This is a genomic window from uncultured Chryseobacterium sp., from assembly GCF_913776365.1.
Lineage (GTDB): Bacteria > Bacteroidota > Bacteroidia > Flavobacteriales > Weeksellaceae > Chryseobacterium.
Genome location: NZ_CAJYMO010000191.1, coordinates 1 through 15,615, shown reverse-complemented (window position 1 = coordinate 15,615; position 15,615 = coordinate 1). Strand labels below are relative to the sequence as shown.

Annotated in this window: 21 protein-coding genes; 19 read left to right on the top strand and 2 right to left on the bottom strand. The window is 39.4% G+C overall.

Annotated features, from left to right (window positions below):
- Positions 1-8 precede the first annotated feature (8 nt).
- The 8 genes from groL to QZ735_RS09740 all read left to right on the top strand — a co-directional run bounded on the left by groL (position 9) and on the right by QZ735_RS09740 (position 7,264).
- Entirely contained in the window at positions 9-1,634 is a 1,626-nt protein-coding gene (gene groL, locus QZ735_RS09775; RefSeq protein ID WP_294247533.1) for a chaperonin GroEL, read from the top strand.
- A 142-nt stretch (positions 1,635-1,776) separates the two neighbouring features.
- Positions 1,777-2,748: a toll/interleukin-1 receptor domain-containing protein gene (locus QZ735_RS09770; RefSeq protein ID WP_294247528.1), complete on the top strand. Its 972-nt coding sequence runs from the start codon at positions 1,777-1,779 to the stop codon at positions 2,746-2,748.
- A 192-nt stretch (positions 2,749-2,940) separates the two neighbouring features.
- The gene (locus tag QZ735_RS09765; protein WP_294247525.1) at positions 2,941-4,068 is read left to right on the top strand and encodes a leucine-rich repeat domain-containing protein; all 1,128 of its coding nucleotides are present in this window, start codon (positions 2,941-2,943) and stop codon (positions 4,066-4,068) included.
- 35 nt (positions 4,069-4,103) lie between these two features.
- A complete protein-coding gene (locus QZ735_RS09760; protein WP_294247522.1) occupies positions 4,104-4,262 on the top strand; it encodes a hypothetical protein in 159 nt (52 codons plus the stop codon).
- A 169-nt stretch (positions 4,263-4,431) separates the two neighbouring features.
- Complete coding sequence (locus QZ735_RS09755; protein ID WP_294247518.1) at positions 4,432-4,596, top strand: hypothetical protein; 165 nt, start codon at positions 4,432-4,434, stop codon at positions 4,594-4,596.
- 473 nt (positions 4,597-5,069) lie between these two features.
- Entirely contained in the window at positions 5,070-5,483 is a 414-nt protein-coding gene (locus tag QZ735_RS09750) for a helix-turn-helix transcriptional regulator (protein ID WP_294247516.1), read from the top strand.
- Positions 5,484-5,882: 399 nt separating this feature from the next.
- Positions 5,883-6,059 (top strand): hypothetical protein, encoded by a 177-nt coding sequence (locus tag QZ735_RS09745; RefSeq protein WP_294247514.1) that lies wholly within the window; start codon positions 5,883-5,885, stop codon positions 6,057-6,059.
- Positions 6,060-6,328: 269 nt separating this feature from the next.
- Positions 6,329-7,264: a kelch repeat-containing protein gene (locus QZ735_RS09740; protein ID WP_294247512.1), complete on the top strand. Its 936-nt coding sequence runs from the start codon at positions 6,329-6,331 to the stop codon at positions 7,262-7,264.
- Positions 7,265-7,351: 87 nt separating this feature from the next.
- Here the strand turns inward: QZ735_RS09740 and QZ735_RS09735 are convergent, their stop codons facing one another.
- Positions 7,352-7,570, bottom strand: coding sequence for a helix-turn-helix transcriptional regulator (locus QZ735_RS09735; RefSeq protein WP_294247509.1), 219 nt, complete (start codon positions 7,568-7,570; stop codon positions 7,352-7,354).
- Entirely contained in the window at positions 7,567-7,776 is a 210-nt protein-coding gene (locus QZ735_RS09730; protein ID WP_146940957.1) for a helix-turn-helix transcriptional regulator, read from the bottom strand. The genes QZ735_RS09735 and QZ735_RS09730 overlap by 4 nt, the downstream gene beginning before the upstream one ends.
- 148 nt (positions 7,777-7,924) lie before the next feature.
- Between QZ735_RS09730 and QZ735_RS09725 the strand changes: the two genes are divergently transcribed.
- The 11 genes from QZ735_RS09725 to QZ735_RS09675 form a co-directional block, all read left to right on the top strand.
- The gene (locus QZ735_RS09725; protein WP_294247504.1) at positions 7,925-8,140 is read left to right on the top strand and encodes a SymE family type I addiction module toxin; all 216 of its coding nucleotides are present in this window, start codon (positions 7,925-7,927) and stop codon (positions 8,138-8,140) included.
- A 149-nt stretch (positions 8,141-8,289) separates the two neighbouring features.
- Positions 8,290-8,679: a hypothetical protein gene (locus tag QZ735_RS09720; protein WP_294247501.1), complete on the top strand. Its 390-nt coding sequence runs from the start codon at positions 8,290-8,292 to the stop codon at positions 8,677-8,679.
- 449 nt (positions 8,680-9,128) lie between these two features.
- A complete protein-coding gene (locus tag QZ735_RS09715) occupies positions 9,129-9,788 on the top strand; it encodes a DUF2461 domain-containing protein (RefSeq protein ID WP_294247498.1) in 660 nt (219 codons plus the stop codon).
- Between the two features lie 30 nt (positions 9,789-9,818).
- Positions 9,819-10,436, top strand: a complete 618-nt coding sequence (locus QZ735_RS09710; RefSeq protein WP_294247495.1) for a hypothetical protein — start codon at positions 9,819-9,821, stop codon at positions 10,434-10,436.
- 78 nt (positions 10,437-10,514) lie between these two features.
- A complete protein-coding gene (locus tag QZ735_RS09705; protein WP_367117841.1) occupies positions 10,515-11,177 on the top strand; it encodes a hypothetical protein in 663 nt (220 codons plus the stop codon).
- Positions 11,178-11,308: 131 nt separating this feature from the next.
- The gene (locus QZ735_RS09700; RefSeq protein ID WP_294247492.1) at positions 11,309-11,641 is read left to right on the top strand and encodes a hypothetical protein; all 333 of its coding nucleotides are present in this window, start codon (positions 11,309-11,311) and stop codon (positions 11,639-11,641) included.
- A gap of 257 nt (positions 11,642-11,898) precedes the next feature.
- Positions 11,899-12,501, top strand: a complete 603-nt coding sequence (locus QZ735_RS09695) for a short chain dehydrogenase (protein ID WP_294247489.1) — start codon at positions 11,899-11,901, stop codon at positions 12,499-12,501.
- Between the two features lie 105 nt (positions 12,502-12,606).
- On the top strand, positions 12,607-13,776 hold the full coding sequence (locus QZ735_RS09690; protein ID WP_294247486.1) for a kelch repeat-containing protein: 1,170 nt from the start codon (positions 12,607-12,609) through the stop codon (positions 13,774-13,776).
- 96 nt (positions 13,777-13,872) lie between these two features.
- On the top strand, positions 13,873-14,520 hold the full coding sequence (locus tag QZ735_RS09685) for a suppressor of fused domain protein (protein ID WP_294247483.1): 648 nt from the start codon (positions 13,873-13,875) through the stop codon (positions 14,518-14,520).
- Between the two features lie 141 nt (positions 14,521-14,661).
- On the top strand, positions 14,662-15,252 hold the full coding sequence (locus QZ735_RS09680; protein ID WP_294247480.1) for a hypothetical protein: 591 nt from the start codon (positions 14,662-14,664) through the stop codon (positions 15,250-15,252).
- Between the two features lie 158 nt (positions 15,253-15,410).
- Positions 15,411-15,615 (top strand): hypothetical protein (locus QZ735_RS09675; RefSeq protein ID WP_294247475.1); only part of this gene is annotated, 205 nt, incomplete at its 3' end.

Genomic DNA, 15,615 nt, shown 5'->3' with positions numbered 1-15,615 from the left:
TTAAAACAATGGCAAAAGAAATAAAATTCGATATCGAGTCTAGAGACGCTTTAAAAAGAGGGGTTGATGCATTGGCAAATGCAGTAAAGGTAACCTTAGGTCCTAAAGGGAGAAACGTAGTGATTGAGAAATCTTTCGGTGCGCCTCACGTAACCAAGGACGGGGTTTCCGTAGCGAAAGAAATCGAACTTGAAGATAGAGTAGAAAACATGGGTGCCCAGATGGTGAAGGAAGTAGCTTCCAAAACCAATGACATCGCAGGTGACGGTACCACGACCGCTACGGTTCTGGCTCAGGCCATCGTAAGAGAAGGTCTGAAGAACGTAGCAGCAGGGGCTAACCCGATGGATCTGAAGAGAGGGATCGACAAAGCGGTAACCGCTGTTGTGGAAAACCTGAAGGCCCAATCCCAGGAAGTAGGTGATTCTACCGACAAAGTGAAGCAGGTAGCTTCCGTTTCTGCCAACAACGACGAAACCATCGGTGCACTGATCGCTGAAGCTTTCGGAAAAGTAGGTAAAGAAGGGGTAATCACTGTAGAAGAAGCGAAAGGTATCGATACTACCGTAGACGTTGTAGAAGGGATGCAGTTTGACAGAGGATACCAGTCTCCGTACTTCGTAACCAACCCTGAGAAAATGGTGGCTGAGGTAGAAAACCCATACATCCTTCTGGTAGAGAAGAAAATCTCTTCCATGAAAGAATTGCTTCCTGTTCTTGAGCCAATTGCCCAGGGAGGTAAATCTTTATTGATTATCTCTGAAGAAGTGGAAGGTGAAGCATTAGCTACTTTGGTAGTAAACAAATTGAGAGGTTCCCTTAAAATTGCTGCGGTAAAAGCACCTGGATTCGGGGACAGAAGAAAAGCAATGCTTGAAGATATCGCGATCCTTACCGGCGGAACCGTAATCTCTGAAGAGCAAGGGTTCACCATGGAAAACATTTCCCTGGATATGCTGGGAACTGCCGAAAAAGTAACCATCGATAAAGACAACACCACCATCGTAAACGGTGGCGGTGAAGAAAGCAAGATCAAAGGAAGAGTCAACCAGATCAAAGCGCAGATGGAAACCACAACTTCCGACTACGACAGAGAGAAGCTTCAGGAAAGACTGGCTAAATTAGCCGGTGGGGTTGCCGTACTTTATGTAGGAGCTGCTTCCGAAGTGGAAATGAAAGAGAAAAAAGACCGAGTGGAAGATGCCCTTCACGCAACAAGAGCTGCCGTAGAAGAAGGAATCGTTGCCGGAGGTGGTGTGGCTTTGGTAAGAGCTATTTCTTCACTGGAAAACCTTACCGGAATCAACTCTGATGAAACCACCGGTATCAAAATCGTAAAAAGAGCGATCGAAGAGCCGTTGAGACAAATTGTAGCCAACGCCGGAGGTGAAGGTTCTGTAATCGTAGCCAAAGTAGCAGAAGGAACTGCCGACTTCGGGTACAACGCGAAAACCGACGAATACGTCAACATGCTTGAAGCAGGGATCATCGACCCTACGAAAGTAACGAGAGTAGCCCTTGAAAACGCTGCTTCCGTATCCGGAATGTTATTAACCACCGAATGTGTGATCACTGAAGTGAAAAAAGACGAACCAGCCATGCCAATGGGTGGCGGAATGCCGGGAATGATGTAATGGTCAGTGACCGAGGCAATTTAATATACTAACCGCTCTACTTTTGTGGAGCGGTTTTTTAATTATATAGTGGTATAGGAAAGTAAATAGGAAATAACTTAAATTAGTAAAAGTTTAAAATAGAATATAACATTTTGATTGTATGGCAAAAATTTATCTTTCATATCAACATCAAGACACAGATTTAATTTTACAAATATCAAAAAAACTAATTGACAAAGGCCATGAAGTTATCATCGATTCAACCGTCATGAAAGTTGGAAGAGATTGGAGAGCCGATTTATTAAATGAACTGAAAAGTTCAGATGGTGTACTGGTATTAATTACCGAAAATAGTTTGAACTCAAAATATGTTATAAGTGAAATTGGAACTACAAGAGCATTACTTGGAGATAATGATAAATTTCTAATACCAGTAATCAAAGGTAATTTCGAAGTGCCTGATTTTATAAAAGATATTTATTGTTTGAGATTAGATGATAATAATTTAGATCTTACAATTGAAAAGATTGATACTTCTATAGTTAGTTTTCAAAATAATAAGCTTATAAAGGATGAGGAAAGGAAGAAAAAAATACAACTGATAGAATCTAAAGCTGCTGATTACATTAAAGAGTCAACGAAAAATTTAACTATAAGAGAAAAACATAACAAATATGTTGCATATATCTGTTATTTAGCTGGTTTTATATCTTTAACTGCAGGGATTTATTTTGCCATTAATGGATTATATAAATTTTCGGAAACTCAAAATAATTTAGATAATAATAAAGCTTTTCCTCTAACTATCATAATAATTATCCTTGTTAAAAGTATAATTATCATAGGTTTATTAGTAGCTTGCTCAAAGTATACCTTTACTTTAGGTAAATCTTTTATGCATGAATCACTTAGGAACTCAGATAGAATACATGCAATTTCGTTTGGAGAATTCTTTATAAAAGCGTTTGGAGATAAAATTTCATCGTATAAAGAAATCACAGAAATATTTCAGAATTGGAATATAGATAAATCATCTTCATTTTACGAAATGGACACAAAAACTTACGATCCCAATTTTTCTGAAAATTTAGTTGAAATAATCAAAAGTCTGTCAGATAAAATTCAAAAATAGTTTAGATAAAGCAAATGCTTTAAACTAAAAAATCCCGAGTGCCTCTTCAGCGGCTCGGGACTACAAACTTAAGTCTATTTTAGTGAGGTTGCCGAAGCAAAAAAGTTTAATTAAATTTGTGAACATGTCACTAATAATTACCCTTTTTAATCCTTCCCTCCCAAGGAATTACAAATTTAAACATTAAATTTAATGAATCAAATTTTAAATGTTAATACTACAAAGATTGATTTGTCAAATCAGAATTTAACTAAAATTCCTGAAGAGATTTTTATGTTGAAGAATCTTAAAAAATTAATTTTAAGGAATAACAAAATAAAAGTTATTCCCCAAGAAATTGAAAAATTGAAAAGGTTAAATACTTTGGATTTATCAGGAAATGATATTTCAAATTTTTATGCCAAAATTTGTTCGCTTAAAAATTTAAAAATATTAAATCTTAATAATAATAAAATTAAAACATTTCCAATTCAGATTAAAAATTTAAATAAACTAACCTGTTTACATATTTCTCATAATAAGATTTCTGAAATTTCTGATGAAATTTATAATTTGCAAAATTTACGAGAATTAAATATCAGTCACAATGAAATTACTAAAATTGATAATCGATTAATCAAGCTAAAAAACTTACGGAAATTTTGGATTGGTGGGTTACCATTAAGTGTATTTCCTGAACATTTTTTCATCCCAAAATCTTTAATATGTTTATATGCATTTTCTTCTAGCATTACAAGTTATGAAGCAGATATTAAATATCAACAGCTATCTTCTATAAAAGGTAATGCAATTAATTATTTTACTGACTTCAATTATGATTTAAATCTACACAACGATAATTCACTTAAAATAGAGATGAAAAGTATAATAAAAAAGAATAAAATTTTTATTAGTTATTCACACAAAGATTCAGTGTGGCTTGACAAAGTAAGAAACCATATTGATGTTTTAAAAAACCATCTGGAAATTAATATTGAGGTTTGGGATGATAATAAATTAGAAGTAGGGGATGTTTGGAAAGAAGAGATTAAGCAATCACTTGAGGATGCAGGAATTGCAATCTTTTTAGTTTCAACTGACTTTTTATCTTCAAATTTTATTAATAAAGAGGAAATACCGCCAATTTTAGAAAATGCAAAAAGTAAAGGAACAATTATATTACCAATAATATTAAAAGTTTGTTATTTCGAGAAATCTAAATTAGGTAAATATCAAGCTTTAAACAATCCATCTCAGCCATTTTCTAAAATGTCAGAAAATGAAATTGACGAACATTTAGTAGAATTAATAAAAAAGATTCACAAAATTATGGAACCATAATAAATATAATTTTAAATTTAATATAAAACAAAAACATGGAAGCATTATTCAATTCAATTATTGAAAAATTAAAAGAAACAGCAAAGGAACAAAGTTCATTTAGTCCTCCAATTACTGATGAATATAAAATGGAAGAATTTGACTATAAGTCGAATAATAATACTATTTTATGGAAAAAAATACGTTTTAGGTGATGTGAATGAAAATATTACTCTGAAACACGAAGTTAGGGATAAAAACAGAACTTTTCAACAAAGTCCAGACGTAAATATTGTAGTTGTAACTTGGAATAAAAATTCAGAAGAAATAAAATCATTTACTGATACTTGGAAAAATAAGATTTAATCATTAATAATATAAAATATGGGAAATCGTGCATTTGGTGCTGGAGAAGCTAAAGGTTTTGGCAGAGGACATGAAGAAGGTTTTTGGAAAGGAAATAGAAAAGGTCGCAAAGAAGGAGGAATAATTGGTTTAATATTAGGACTTTTAATTGCAATTTCAACTTTTTTATTGAAAAGAAAATAAATTATGGCTTTAGCATAACTCCTAATTATAAATACAATCTCTAAACTGCTCAACTATGAAGCAGTTTTTTATTAAAACAATTTAATATTTCCCACCCGCTGGCGCGAGCGTCACGCTCGTGTCCCTACACTCCCATGAGTCTTCTGCCACGACCGAAAAACTCTTCGCAGAAAGCACGAGCGAGACGCTCGCGCTAGCAAAAGGATGAAGATGTTAATAAACAACCCGTACCAAAACTCCCGGAATAATTTATCCCCCCGCTGGCGCAAGCGTCACGCTTGTGCCCCACACTCGAACGAGTCTTTTGCCACAAAACAAAAACTAGCGCAAAGCACGAGCGAGACGCTCGCGCCAGTAAAGAAATGAAAGTGTTAATAAAAAACAACCAATCCTCCCGGAATAATTTACCCACCTCCTCCACTTCCAATCCGCAAAACTTTTACCTATATTTGTTTTTCTTAAAATACACAAATATGCAGGACAGGAAAATACATCAGGGCAGGAACATCAAGCGGTTCCGGGAGATGCTGGGCATCAAGCAGGAAGCGCTGGCTTTCGACCTGGGAGAAGACTGGAACCAGAAAAAGGTTTCCTTGCTGGAACAGAAACAAACCGTGGAACAGGATATTTTAGAAAAAATAGCGCAGCTTCTGAAAATTCCCGTGGAAGCCATTGAAAATATGGACGATGACCAGGCTATTAATATTATTGCCAATACCTTCCATGAGTCTTCGGCTTTTGCCTACACTGCTAATATTAAACCTACTTTTCATCCGCTTGAAGAAGTGCTTAAACTTCACGAAGAAAAAATTGCCCTATACGAAAGAATGCTGAAAGAGAAAGACGAAATGATGGCGAAGCTGGAGCAATATCTGCAGAAACCGTGATCCGGATTTTCCTAGGGTTGCTTTCAGGTTTTCTTTTGTTCAGCTGTTCCAAAACTAAAAAAGAAGAAAGTGCTGAACTGAACCAGATCCTGAATGCTGTCCTGAAAAATGAATCCGCCCGCAGGGAATCCGCCTCTCTTCAATACACCATCAATAAAGAAATTCAGCCATTAACGGTATATGTTCCGACGGCAAAAGAAATATCCGGAGAAGAGCCGGGACCGTCTTCTATTTCCAGCAGAAGTATTCTCCGCATTCTTGATTTAAATCACCGGCGGCCGGAAGAGAGAAGATCGGATTCTTTACATCTGTTAAAACAGAAACAATATGTTTTTGATTCCATTCCGCTGGATAAAACCATCAATCCAAACATCAGGCTGGCCGGCAAAAAAGAAGCAGATGAGCGGAACCGGATTTATCAATTTTCAAACCCACTTTATCTCAACGACCATACCGTGTATATCCGAATCAATCTTTTTCGATACTTCTTTCGGGATCGGCTTCGGATACCTGCTGGAAAAACAGGAAGACGGAAGCTGGACCGTGAAGAAAACCATTAATACTTTTATGACCTGAGGTTAAAGCTTAACCATAAAACCTGACGGGTTTTGGAAACCCGTCAGGTTTGTTGAAAGTTACCTCCGGGACAGGTTTCCAGGCTCACATCCCATACTTTAACGGACATCTTGTCCACCCCTCAACAGAAAAACTACTTTGCACATAGCACGAGACGCTCACGCTGGCAAAGGAAGAGCGATTTTCATTTCACAAAACCCAACATCAACAATTTACACTCCTCATTTTTTCCCTATCTTTAAAATCAATTCAACAAAATCTCATTGGCATTGAAAAAAACAGCATTTCTTCTCTTCATTTCCGGCTTGTTCTTCACGAATGCCCAAACCCTGAATTTTAAGCATCTTGCCGATATGTCCGCCCGCAGAGGAGGGATCAGCAGTGCTGTTACAGATGATGATATTTATGTGAGCAACGGGTATAGGGACAATGACGGCAATGCCACTTTTATCGAGAAATACAGCATTAAAGATAACCGCTGGAGCGTCGTCAACGCTAAGTTGCTTCCCAGAAGATTCGGTAATTCCGAGACGGATGGTCATAAAATCTATATTTTCAACGGCTGGGGAAACAGCCATCTTGAAATCCTGGACCTAGAAACAAATAAGATCACAAAGGGAGCGGTCAACCGTGCTTATACAGGAAATGCAGGTTCTGCCCTCCATAACGGAAAAATCTATGTGTTCGGCGGCAGCGGACTCAACAATGCTGCCACCACTGTATTTTCCAACAGGTTCCAGTACTATGATATGGCTTCCGATACCTGGCATCCCCTACCCGATATGCCCACGGCCAGAGAAACAAAGGGTAAAATTGTAAATGATAAGCTGTATGTCATTGGTGGTTTCAACGGTACGCCTTCCCGTCTGGTTAATGTTTACGATCTCAACAAAAATCTTTGGACTGAGCAATATACGATGCCTGTTGGGATCTCCGGTCATTCGTTGGCGGTATCTGGTCATAAGATCTTTATTGCAGGAGGGAGCAATAATCAGGCTTTCCTGGCCTATTTCGATACGGAGACCCATACACTGCATCAGTTATCCTCCAATATGATTCCCAGAAGACATGCAGCTGCGGAAATCTACAACAACAAATTATACATCATCGGCGGAAGCACGACGTCTTCCACCAAATCGGCCCTTAAAAGCCTTCAGGCTGCGGATATCAGCGAGGGAACACTTTCCGCTGAAAGTACCCGTTGATACCACTCCGCTGTAGGGATTTTCCAGGCCTCTACGCTGGCTCCACGCTGGCGCGAGCTTCCAGGCTCGTGCCCGTCTTGTAAAACATCACCTCAAATCCACCAGCTCCGGTAAAGAAACTTCCAAAGCGCTGGCCAATTCCAGCAATGTATAAAGCGTAGGATTTACTTTGCCGTTTTCCAGTTTTTCAATGGCCTGGCGGTCTTTGTTACAGGCGCGGGCCAGATCAGACTGGCTCCAGCCTTTCTTTCCGCGAAGCATAATAATTCGTTTACCTACTGCTATCTTTAATTGATCTCTGGTCATGAACCCGTAGACACCAATAATTCCCGGATATCTACTTTCAGAAACTTAGATATTTCGTAAAGCGTTTCAATGGAAGGCTGGACTTCATTGGTACACCAGCGTGAAACGGTAGATTCTGTCTTTCCCAAATGACCGGCAAGATCCTTGCTGGTTTTATTTTTTTCTGCTAAGACAGACTTTATTCTATTCAAATTTATTTTCGACACAGTGCTCGATGATTAACTTCTCTTGCAAATATCGTAAAATTCTAAAGACCTGAAAATCATATTCAAAACAACGTAAATTATATTTTCATGCGTTTTTATTTGTTTTAAATTATAATTAATAATACTTTTACATCAATAAATCCGCATAATGAAGCAAGAAAAAAAATTTCAATACAAAAAGGACCGCCATCTGAAAGTATATGGAAAATACACCGGAAATTCCAATTCTTGGCGACCTAACATACTTCCTGAAATCCGTTTATGCGGCAAATGGCTGCAGGAAATCGGCTTTGAGCAGGGAAACAGCATCAAAGTGAAGCAGAGAAAAAATAAAATAACGATTACGCTGGACCGCCAGAAATAAATCAAACACGTCTTCCCTGTCTGATCTGTGAGAATATTTATGATTTAATTGATTAATATTGCAAATTAAATGAACCACCGATGATTAAACTATATTCTTTAACAGCTGTAATCCTCTTATTTTTCGTCGGTTGCACAAAAAAAGATACCATGAAATACCATGTGGGCCAGGAATGGAATTATAAAACCAGACCGGGGGAAGAAAACTCAATCCTGAAAATTTTTAAGATTGAAGAATGTCCGGCTACCGGAAAAGTGCTCCATATCTCAATTAACGGATTAAAAATGAAAGATCCTCATCATCCGGAAGGGATTGCTGATAAAATAAGCCATCTTCCGGTTACTGAAGAAGCATTGGATAAAAGTGTCATCCGTATTAAAAAAGATACCCGCAAACTACCAGATTCTCTTGAAATGGATGGCTACTCTTACTGGAAAAAAGAATTTGATAAAGGAAGTGCCGGCTTATTTTCCATTCCCATTTCCGAGATTGTAAACGAAATGGAAAAATCCATTGTTTCAGGAGACTATATCAAATAAAAATAACCTTTTCGAAGACACATATTCATAAGTATTATCCGTTTAAAATGCCTTTGGTGAGAGATCATACCATTTACGCTCTTCAACACCAGCATTTTATTTCCCGCAGCCTGAAAAAGACCTTTGCCAATTGTATTTGAGTACAGACCATCCTGTTTATACTCTTCAACACTTACACTTTATTTCCCGCAACTTGCGGGAGACTTTCGTAGTCCTCCGGAGATGTAAAACAAGAGTGTTTGTAATCTCCTGCAACTGCGTTTGATCATCAACACCCCTGTTTGCAGCTTCCAGCGATGGCATCTGTACGCGGCAAAACGTAACAGGTTTTAAAAACCCGCCAGATTTAGGGAAAATCACATCTATTCATCAGGAATTCATGATCTGATCCGGTCCTGTGGATTGTCATTCATGCTTAATTAGTTAAATTCGCTAAAAAAATCGTCAAGATGAAAAAAGCCTTTGAATTCCTTAAGCAGCTCGAGAAAAACAACATCCGCGAATGGTTTGCCGCACATAAAGCAGAATACGAGGCGGTGATAAAAGAAAACAAGGCACTTTTTAATCAGATCTACGCCGGGCTTCAGGAGCATGACCAGATATCAGGCATCCATATGTACCGGATTTACCGGGATGTCCGGTTTTCCAAAGACCAGACGCCGTACAAGACTCATTTCGGAGCAGGCTATTCCCGGCTAAAACCGATGCTGAGAGGAGGCTATTACATCCATCTCGAACCTGGCAACAGCTTTGTGGGCGGAGGATTCTGGGGACCGGATGCCAAAGACCTGCTCCGCATCCGCAAAGAATTTGAAATCAGCACCACGGAAATTGATAAGATCAGTTCAGACGATACCTTCATCAACTATTTTCAAGAAATAAAAGGCGACGCCGTGAAAACCGCACCGAAAGGTTTCGATAAAAACCATTCCGCCATCGGTCTTATCCGGAAAAAGCAGTACGTCGTGATGCGGCCGTTTACCGACCGGGAAGTTCTATCGGATGATTTTGCGAAAGAAGCAGTCCTCACCTTCCTGGCCATGCGCCCTTTCTTTGATTATATGAGCGAAGTGCTGACGACGGATCTGAACGGCGCGTCTTTGATTTGAAAAAACAAAAAGCACAAACGGAAAAAAGAAATGGACACAGAAAAAATAAAAATTCTACGTAATAAAATTACGGTTCCTCTGGATATAGCCATAAAACTTTTAAAAGAAAATAATAACGATCCTGAAACCTGCATTGAAAAATTTCACATCAAAAATATTGAACAGGTGAGTTTAATAGCCGAATGTGATTTTGAAAAAGCAAAAGTAAATTATAATTTTTGCGGGCATCATGTAGAAAAAGCCATTAAGAGAATCAACTCAGAGCAGATTATTCTTACCACCCGGGAAACACCTTCTCCAAAAAATGAAACCGGGTTTGTCCTATGGCCGAAAGATAAAAATGGTGAAAATTACAAATCGGCAAAACGGAATGATGCATTTATTCCTACCGCGGACTTTGACTACGTAATCAATGAATTTAGGTCGGTCTATCCTGTCAAAAATCCATGGAACGGATTTATGGAAACATCATTTGACCTTTGCGGACATAATTTTTTCAGTAATGCAACCTGTAAAATAATCGTCGAAAGAATAAAGCAGAACAATACCACGGATCCGAAAATCGAAAAATTTAAAAACGAATTGATTGAATGGCTTAATGATAAGCTGACCTACGCTGATTATATAATCGTTTACGGGAATCTTTAACCTTATTTTTAGCTATATTGTTTATCAGCTATTTACAATCAAAAATCTGATCGCCACCGTTCAAACTTAAATACAACCATGAAAATAAAGCTTCTTATCATGTCATTGCTGATCTCAGTAAAATCATTTGGATGTAAATGCGGGAACATGAGCATTCAGGGATCGTTTAAATATGCAGATTTTGTGTTTACGGGAAAAGTGTATGACATTGTTGAGATCCCTTCAGGGTTCAAAACCTTAAATAATTACCTCAGCAAAATACAGGTCAGGAAAATTTACAAGTCAGAGGCTTACGGAGAATTTTACAAAAAAGAGGCAGTGCTTTTTTCATCCCGGCTCAGATCATGCGATCTGTCTTACGATAAAAATACCGAGTATTTAATTTTCGGTTATATCGAACCCGATACCGGCTTGCTCTACTCCGAATCCTGCACCTATACTAAGCCTCTGAAAAACGTCACGAAAGACGATCTGAAAATCTTACAGGAGTTGGAGAAAGAATATCTGAATCAGGATCAATATGTGGTTATAAAACCTTTTACAGAAGACTTTGAGCTGGAAACAAATAAGCCGGACATTTATATTAAAAAGCTTAAACGAAAAACCGATCTGGCTGAGTCCGGATACAAAGCACTGAAGACTGAAAATAGAAATTTGACGTTCCTTCTGTGTGTAATGTTGGGAATTGTAATGTTGGGAATTTCTTTTATTTTTGGGAAAAGAAATAGTAAATTCAGATAGCCTTTAATTGGCTGCTAATGCAGTAATTCTTCAATCCGTTTCCAAATACCTAAGGAGAAGAATAATTACTTTTGAGTAAAATATAAAAACATATAGAAGGAATTACAAATTTACTGGTCCTGAATTCGGTAATGATGGAAGAGAACGCCCTTGTCCTGAAATTCGAAGCATGCAGAGACGAGACTTTATCAGCGACTTTTGATGATTTAGCAGATCCGGATTCTGACCGGTTGATTGATGCATTCAGAAACGGGATGTATAAAAAATTTGAACTGAAGATTTCCGGTCATTCCGTTACAGGGTTTTATGAAGGTATACAGGCAATATATGCTGACAAGGAACCGGTTTACCTGGAATTTGAAGATCCTAAAATACTAAGGTTCTGGATTTTTTCAGAAACGGGAGGCGGTTATAATGAAATGCAGGATATCCTGTATGAGAGTCTGGAAATTAAAGAATTATAGTTCACGGAATATTCTGTTGCGAAATAAGTCCCTTCTGAATGCTGAGGAAGAGAGAGAATATAAAAACATCGATCTTTAACCAAAGAAATGGCTATTATAAACCGGCTGAAAAATAATTAAATCACACCTGAAGCTGCAATTCGAACAGAATGGCGGGAATTTTGGAAATACTTCAGCATATGACGGGTGTCTGTTTAATACGATTTTACACTTGTCCGGTACAGCATCAAAACAATTAATTCATCAAATGCCATCAAATGAAAATACTGATCATCGGCGGAAACGGCACTATCGGAAAAACAGTGGCCTCCCATTTTAAAGAAAAGCACCAATTATTGATTGCCGGAAGAACTTCCGGAGACGTAACGGTAGATATTACAGAAAGCAGCTCGATTAAAGAAATGTTTGAGAAAACCGGGGAACTGGATGCCGTGATCTGCATTGCCGGCGAGGCCAAATGGGCAGATTTCAATGAACTTACCGAGGAAGATTATTATATAGGACTCAGAAGCAAACTGATGGGACAGATAAACCTGGTTCGTATTGGAAAAGATCATTTGAAGCCCAACGGCTCTATTACCCTGTCTACAGGAATCCTGGCGGATGACCCTGTGGTACAGACGGCAAGTGCAGCAATGGTCAACGGCGGAATCCACAGTTTTGTACAAGCGGCTGCCCTTGAAATGGAAAACGGCATCAGGCTGAATGTGGTATCCTCCGGAGTGGTGGAAGATGCCTATGAAAAATACAGAGACAGTTTCCCGGGGCACAATCCTGTTCCGATGCTGAAAGTGATTAACGGCTATGTAAGAAGCGTTACCGGAAAAGGCAACGGCGAAGTGATCAGAATATATGAATAAAATCTGCGGGTATCTTTTGCGGGACTTTTACTATCTTTGCCCTGTGGTACGGAAGTCCCGGATCACTGACAGAAATTCATTAAATCAATCACTAATAATCATCCTGTGAAAACAAAATTTTTACTTCTTTCTATTGCCGGTTCTTTTTTAGCCCATGCACAGACCCTCAGCTTCCAGACCCTTATGGATATGCCCACGGCCAGGGGAGCTTCAGGAAGTGCAATCATCAATAGTGATATGTATGTCATCAACGGTTATGGCGTCAACGGGGATACCAGCTACATTGAAAAATACAGCATCCCCAATAACAGCTGGACGACTCTCAATACCGTCCTGGTACCTAAAAGGTTTACCACTGCGGAAACCTATAATAATAAAATCTATGTGATGAACGGGTGGCTGAACGGCAATGTCGAAATCTTTGATCCTGCCACCAATACCGTAACCAACGGTGCACCCAATCCTTATTATGCCGGAAGCACAGGATCTGACGTCTACAACGGGAAGATCTATGTATTCGGAGGCAGCGGCCAGAACAATACTTCCACCTACACCTATACCAATAAATTCCAGTATTATGACATTGCCACCAATACCTGGAACGCCCTGCCGAATATGCCGGTAGCGAAAGAGACCCGGGGAAAGATCATCAACGGCAAGCTGTATGTGGTCGGCGGGTATAACGGAACCAACTCCAACAAGATCAATGTCTTCAACCTCAGCACGAATACCTGGACAGATGAGTACACCATGCCGGTAGGCGTATCCGGACATTCGGTAGCGGTACACAATGATAAGATCTTTATCGTAGGTGATTATGACAACCAGACCTACCTGGCCTATTTCAATACCACGACCAACCAATTTTACCAGCTGGCTTCCAATATGGTGGCCAGAAGGCATTCCGTTGCACAGGTTTATGACAACAAACTGTATATTATGGGTGGCAACACAAACGTTTCCGTTTCTTCATCCATCAGAAGCGCACAGGCAGCAGACATCAGCCCGAATGTACTTGCCGTACAGGAAAATAAAGACCAGGTGTTTACCATCAAGGCCTACCCGAATCCGTTCACGGACCATTTCGTGATCAGCAGTTCCCACGACGGACCTTTTGACTACATTATTTTCTCCCCGGAAGGCAGACAGGTGACCAGAGGATCGGCACAGTTCAACAGGAATATCGATTTGTCAGCACTGGATAAAGGCATCTATATTTTTAGTTTTAAAAATGACAAAGGCTTGCTGGAACAGGTCAAAGTAATCAAAAAATAATACGATCAATCCCGCGGATTACAAATCCGCGGGTGATCTTATAAAACTTGGCAGCAACCCCATTTTTCCGTATCTTAATTCTTCAAAAATCCACCAATGAACACAGAAGAATACAAAAAGAAATTTACGGAAGATGATGCCGTCGGCTGGGAATGCATCAACAGGCAGCTGGAAAAAATCTATCCGGGACAGGAGCCGCTTCACTTTGCTCCGTCGCTTCATTACGCAGCGGGCGGCAATGATCCGCTGGACGGAATCAGTGTGTACCGGAGTGAAAAGCAGGAAAAGCATTTCCATTTTGTAACCTACGGTTTCTCCGAGCTGTATTACAGTGAAAAAAGTGCCGGCGGGGAATTCAGCAAATTCGGATTTGAACTCACTTTCAGACTGAAGATGGAACAGGAAGACTACAACATCCATTGGGTGTGCAACCTTCTCCAGAATCTGGCGAGGTATGTTTTCCAGTCCGGCAAATGGTTTGAGGAATACCATCCCATCCCGGCCGGCGGACCGATCCGGACCGGCTATGAAACAGATATCACCGCTTTATCTTTTGCCCTTGATCCTGAACTGGGAAAAGCAGATACCCCGCACGGAGAAGTTTCCTTCCTGCAGATCGTTGGCCTGACCACAGCTGAATATAAACAACTGGAACAGAATCCGGCTCCTTCCGAAACGGAAAAGGTAGTTGAGAGACTGAGACGGGACAATGCATTGCTGGTTACAGACCTGAACCGGAAATAATTCTACTGTATTTATATTGGTCACCTCTAAAATTCAAGAAGGAAGACTCCCTGCATTCTGCAATAAAGAAATTCTTAAAAAGTACTGCAGCAGCTGCTTTTCCAAAGTCTTTCCTTATTTTTATCCTTTAAACTGCCATTTATGAAAAATCTGGAATCAAAAATCGATGAAGCCTTTCAGGAAACCGTTCTTTTCCCCAGGGAAAAAGCAGTTACGGATTTCCTGGTAAAGGTGCTGAACTCAACCGATACCTTCAGGGAGGATGACCGGAAAGTAGAGGTTATCGGCCTGTATTATTACGCCGCCAGCCCGCTGAGCTTTCTATTTGCCATGCCGAATTACACCTATTATGCTCCTGATAAAAACGTTCATATCGCAGAACTCCATCTGAAAGAACATGGGTTTGAAGATTATACACAGGCAGACCTTCAGGATCTCTGCCGGAGGGTCCTGGATGAAAACGATATTCAATATTCCGGGCACCTCAGTCCGGAAAACAGACTGGATACAACGGGCTACTGGGAAAACCAGTCCGGGCTGGAACATGAATTCCTGAGGCAGTGCTGGAAAAGCGCGAAAGAACAGACCCGTTCCAAAGTCCTGAGATTCATGGAAGCTTCCGATTCAAGCAGTGCCGTGTATGATCTGGAGAACGGCTATTACCTTCCGTTCGAAGTCGAACTGGATGAATACCTGCAGGCACAGGGCTTCCGTTTTGAGAAGGAAAATTAAAAGCTTATTTAAATTCAATTCAGGAAATCTATCGTCATCTCTATAAAATTAAAACCTAAATTTGAACGGGCTTTAAGACACATTCTTCAACACATAAAATTCCGGTAAATTTTACCAGGGGATTATCATATTTCTTTAAAAACTAAACTCAGCAACCAATGGGACTATTTGATTTTTTCAAAAAGAAAAAACAGGAAAAAACAGGAATCGAAAATTTAAAATTCAACTCGGTAGAGTTTCAGAATCACATATGCGCTCTGGCCTTATGGAAACTGAAAGAAAATAACATGAATCCGAATATCGCAGTTTATGAAATGAAAAAAGTTGGGCTTAATGAAGAACAGGTGCATATCATCCTCGAAA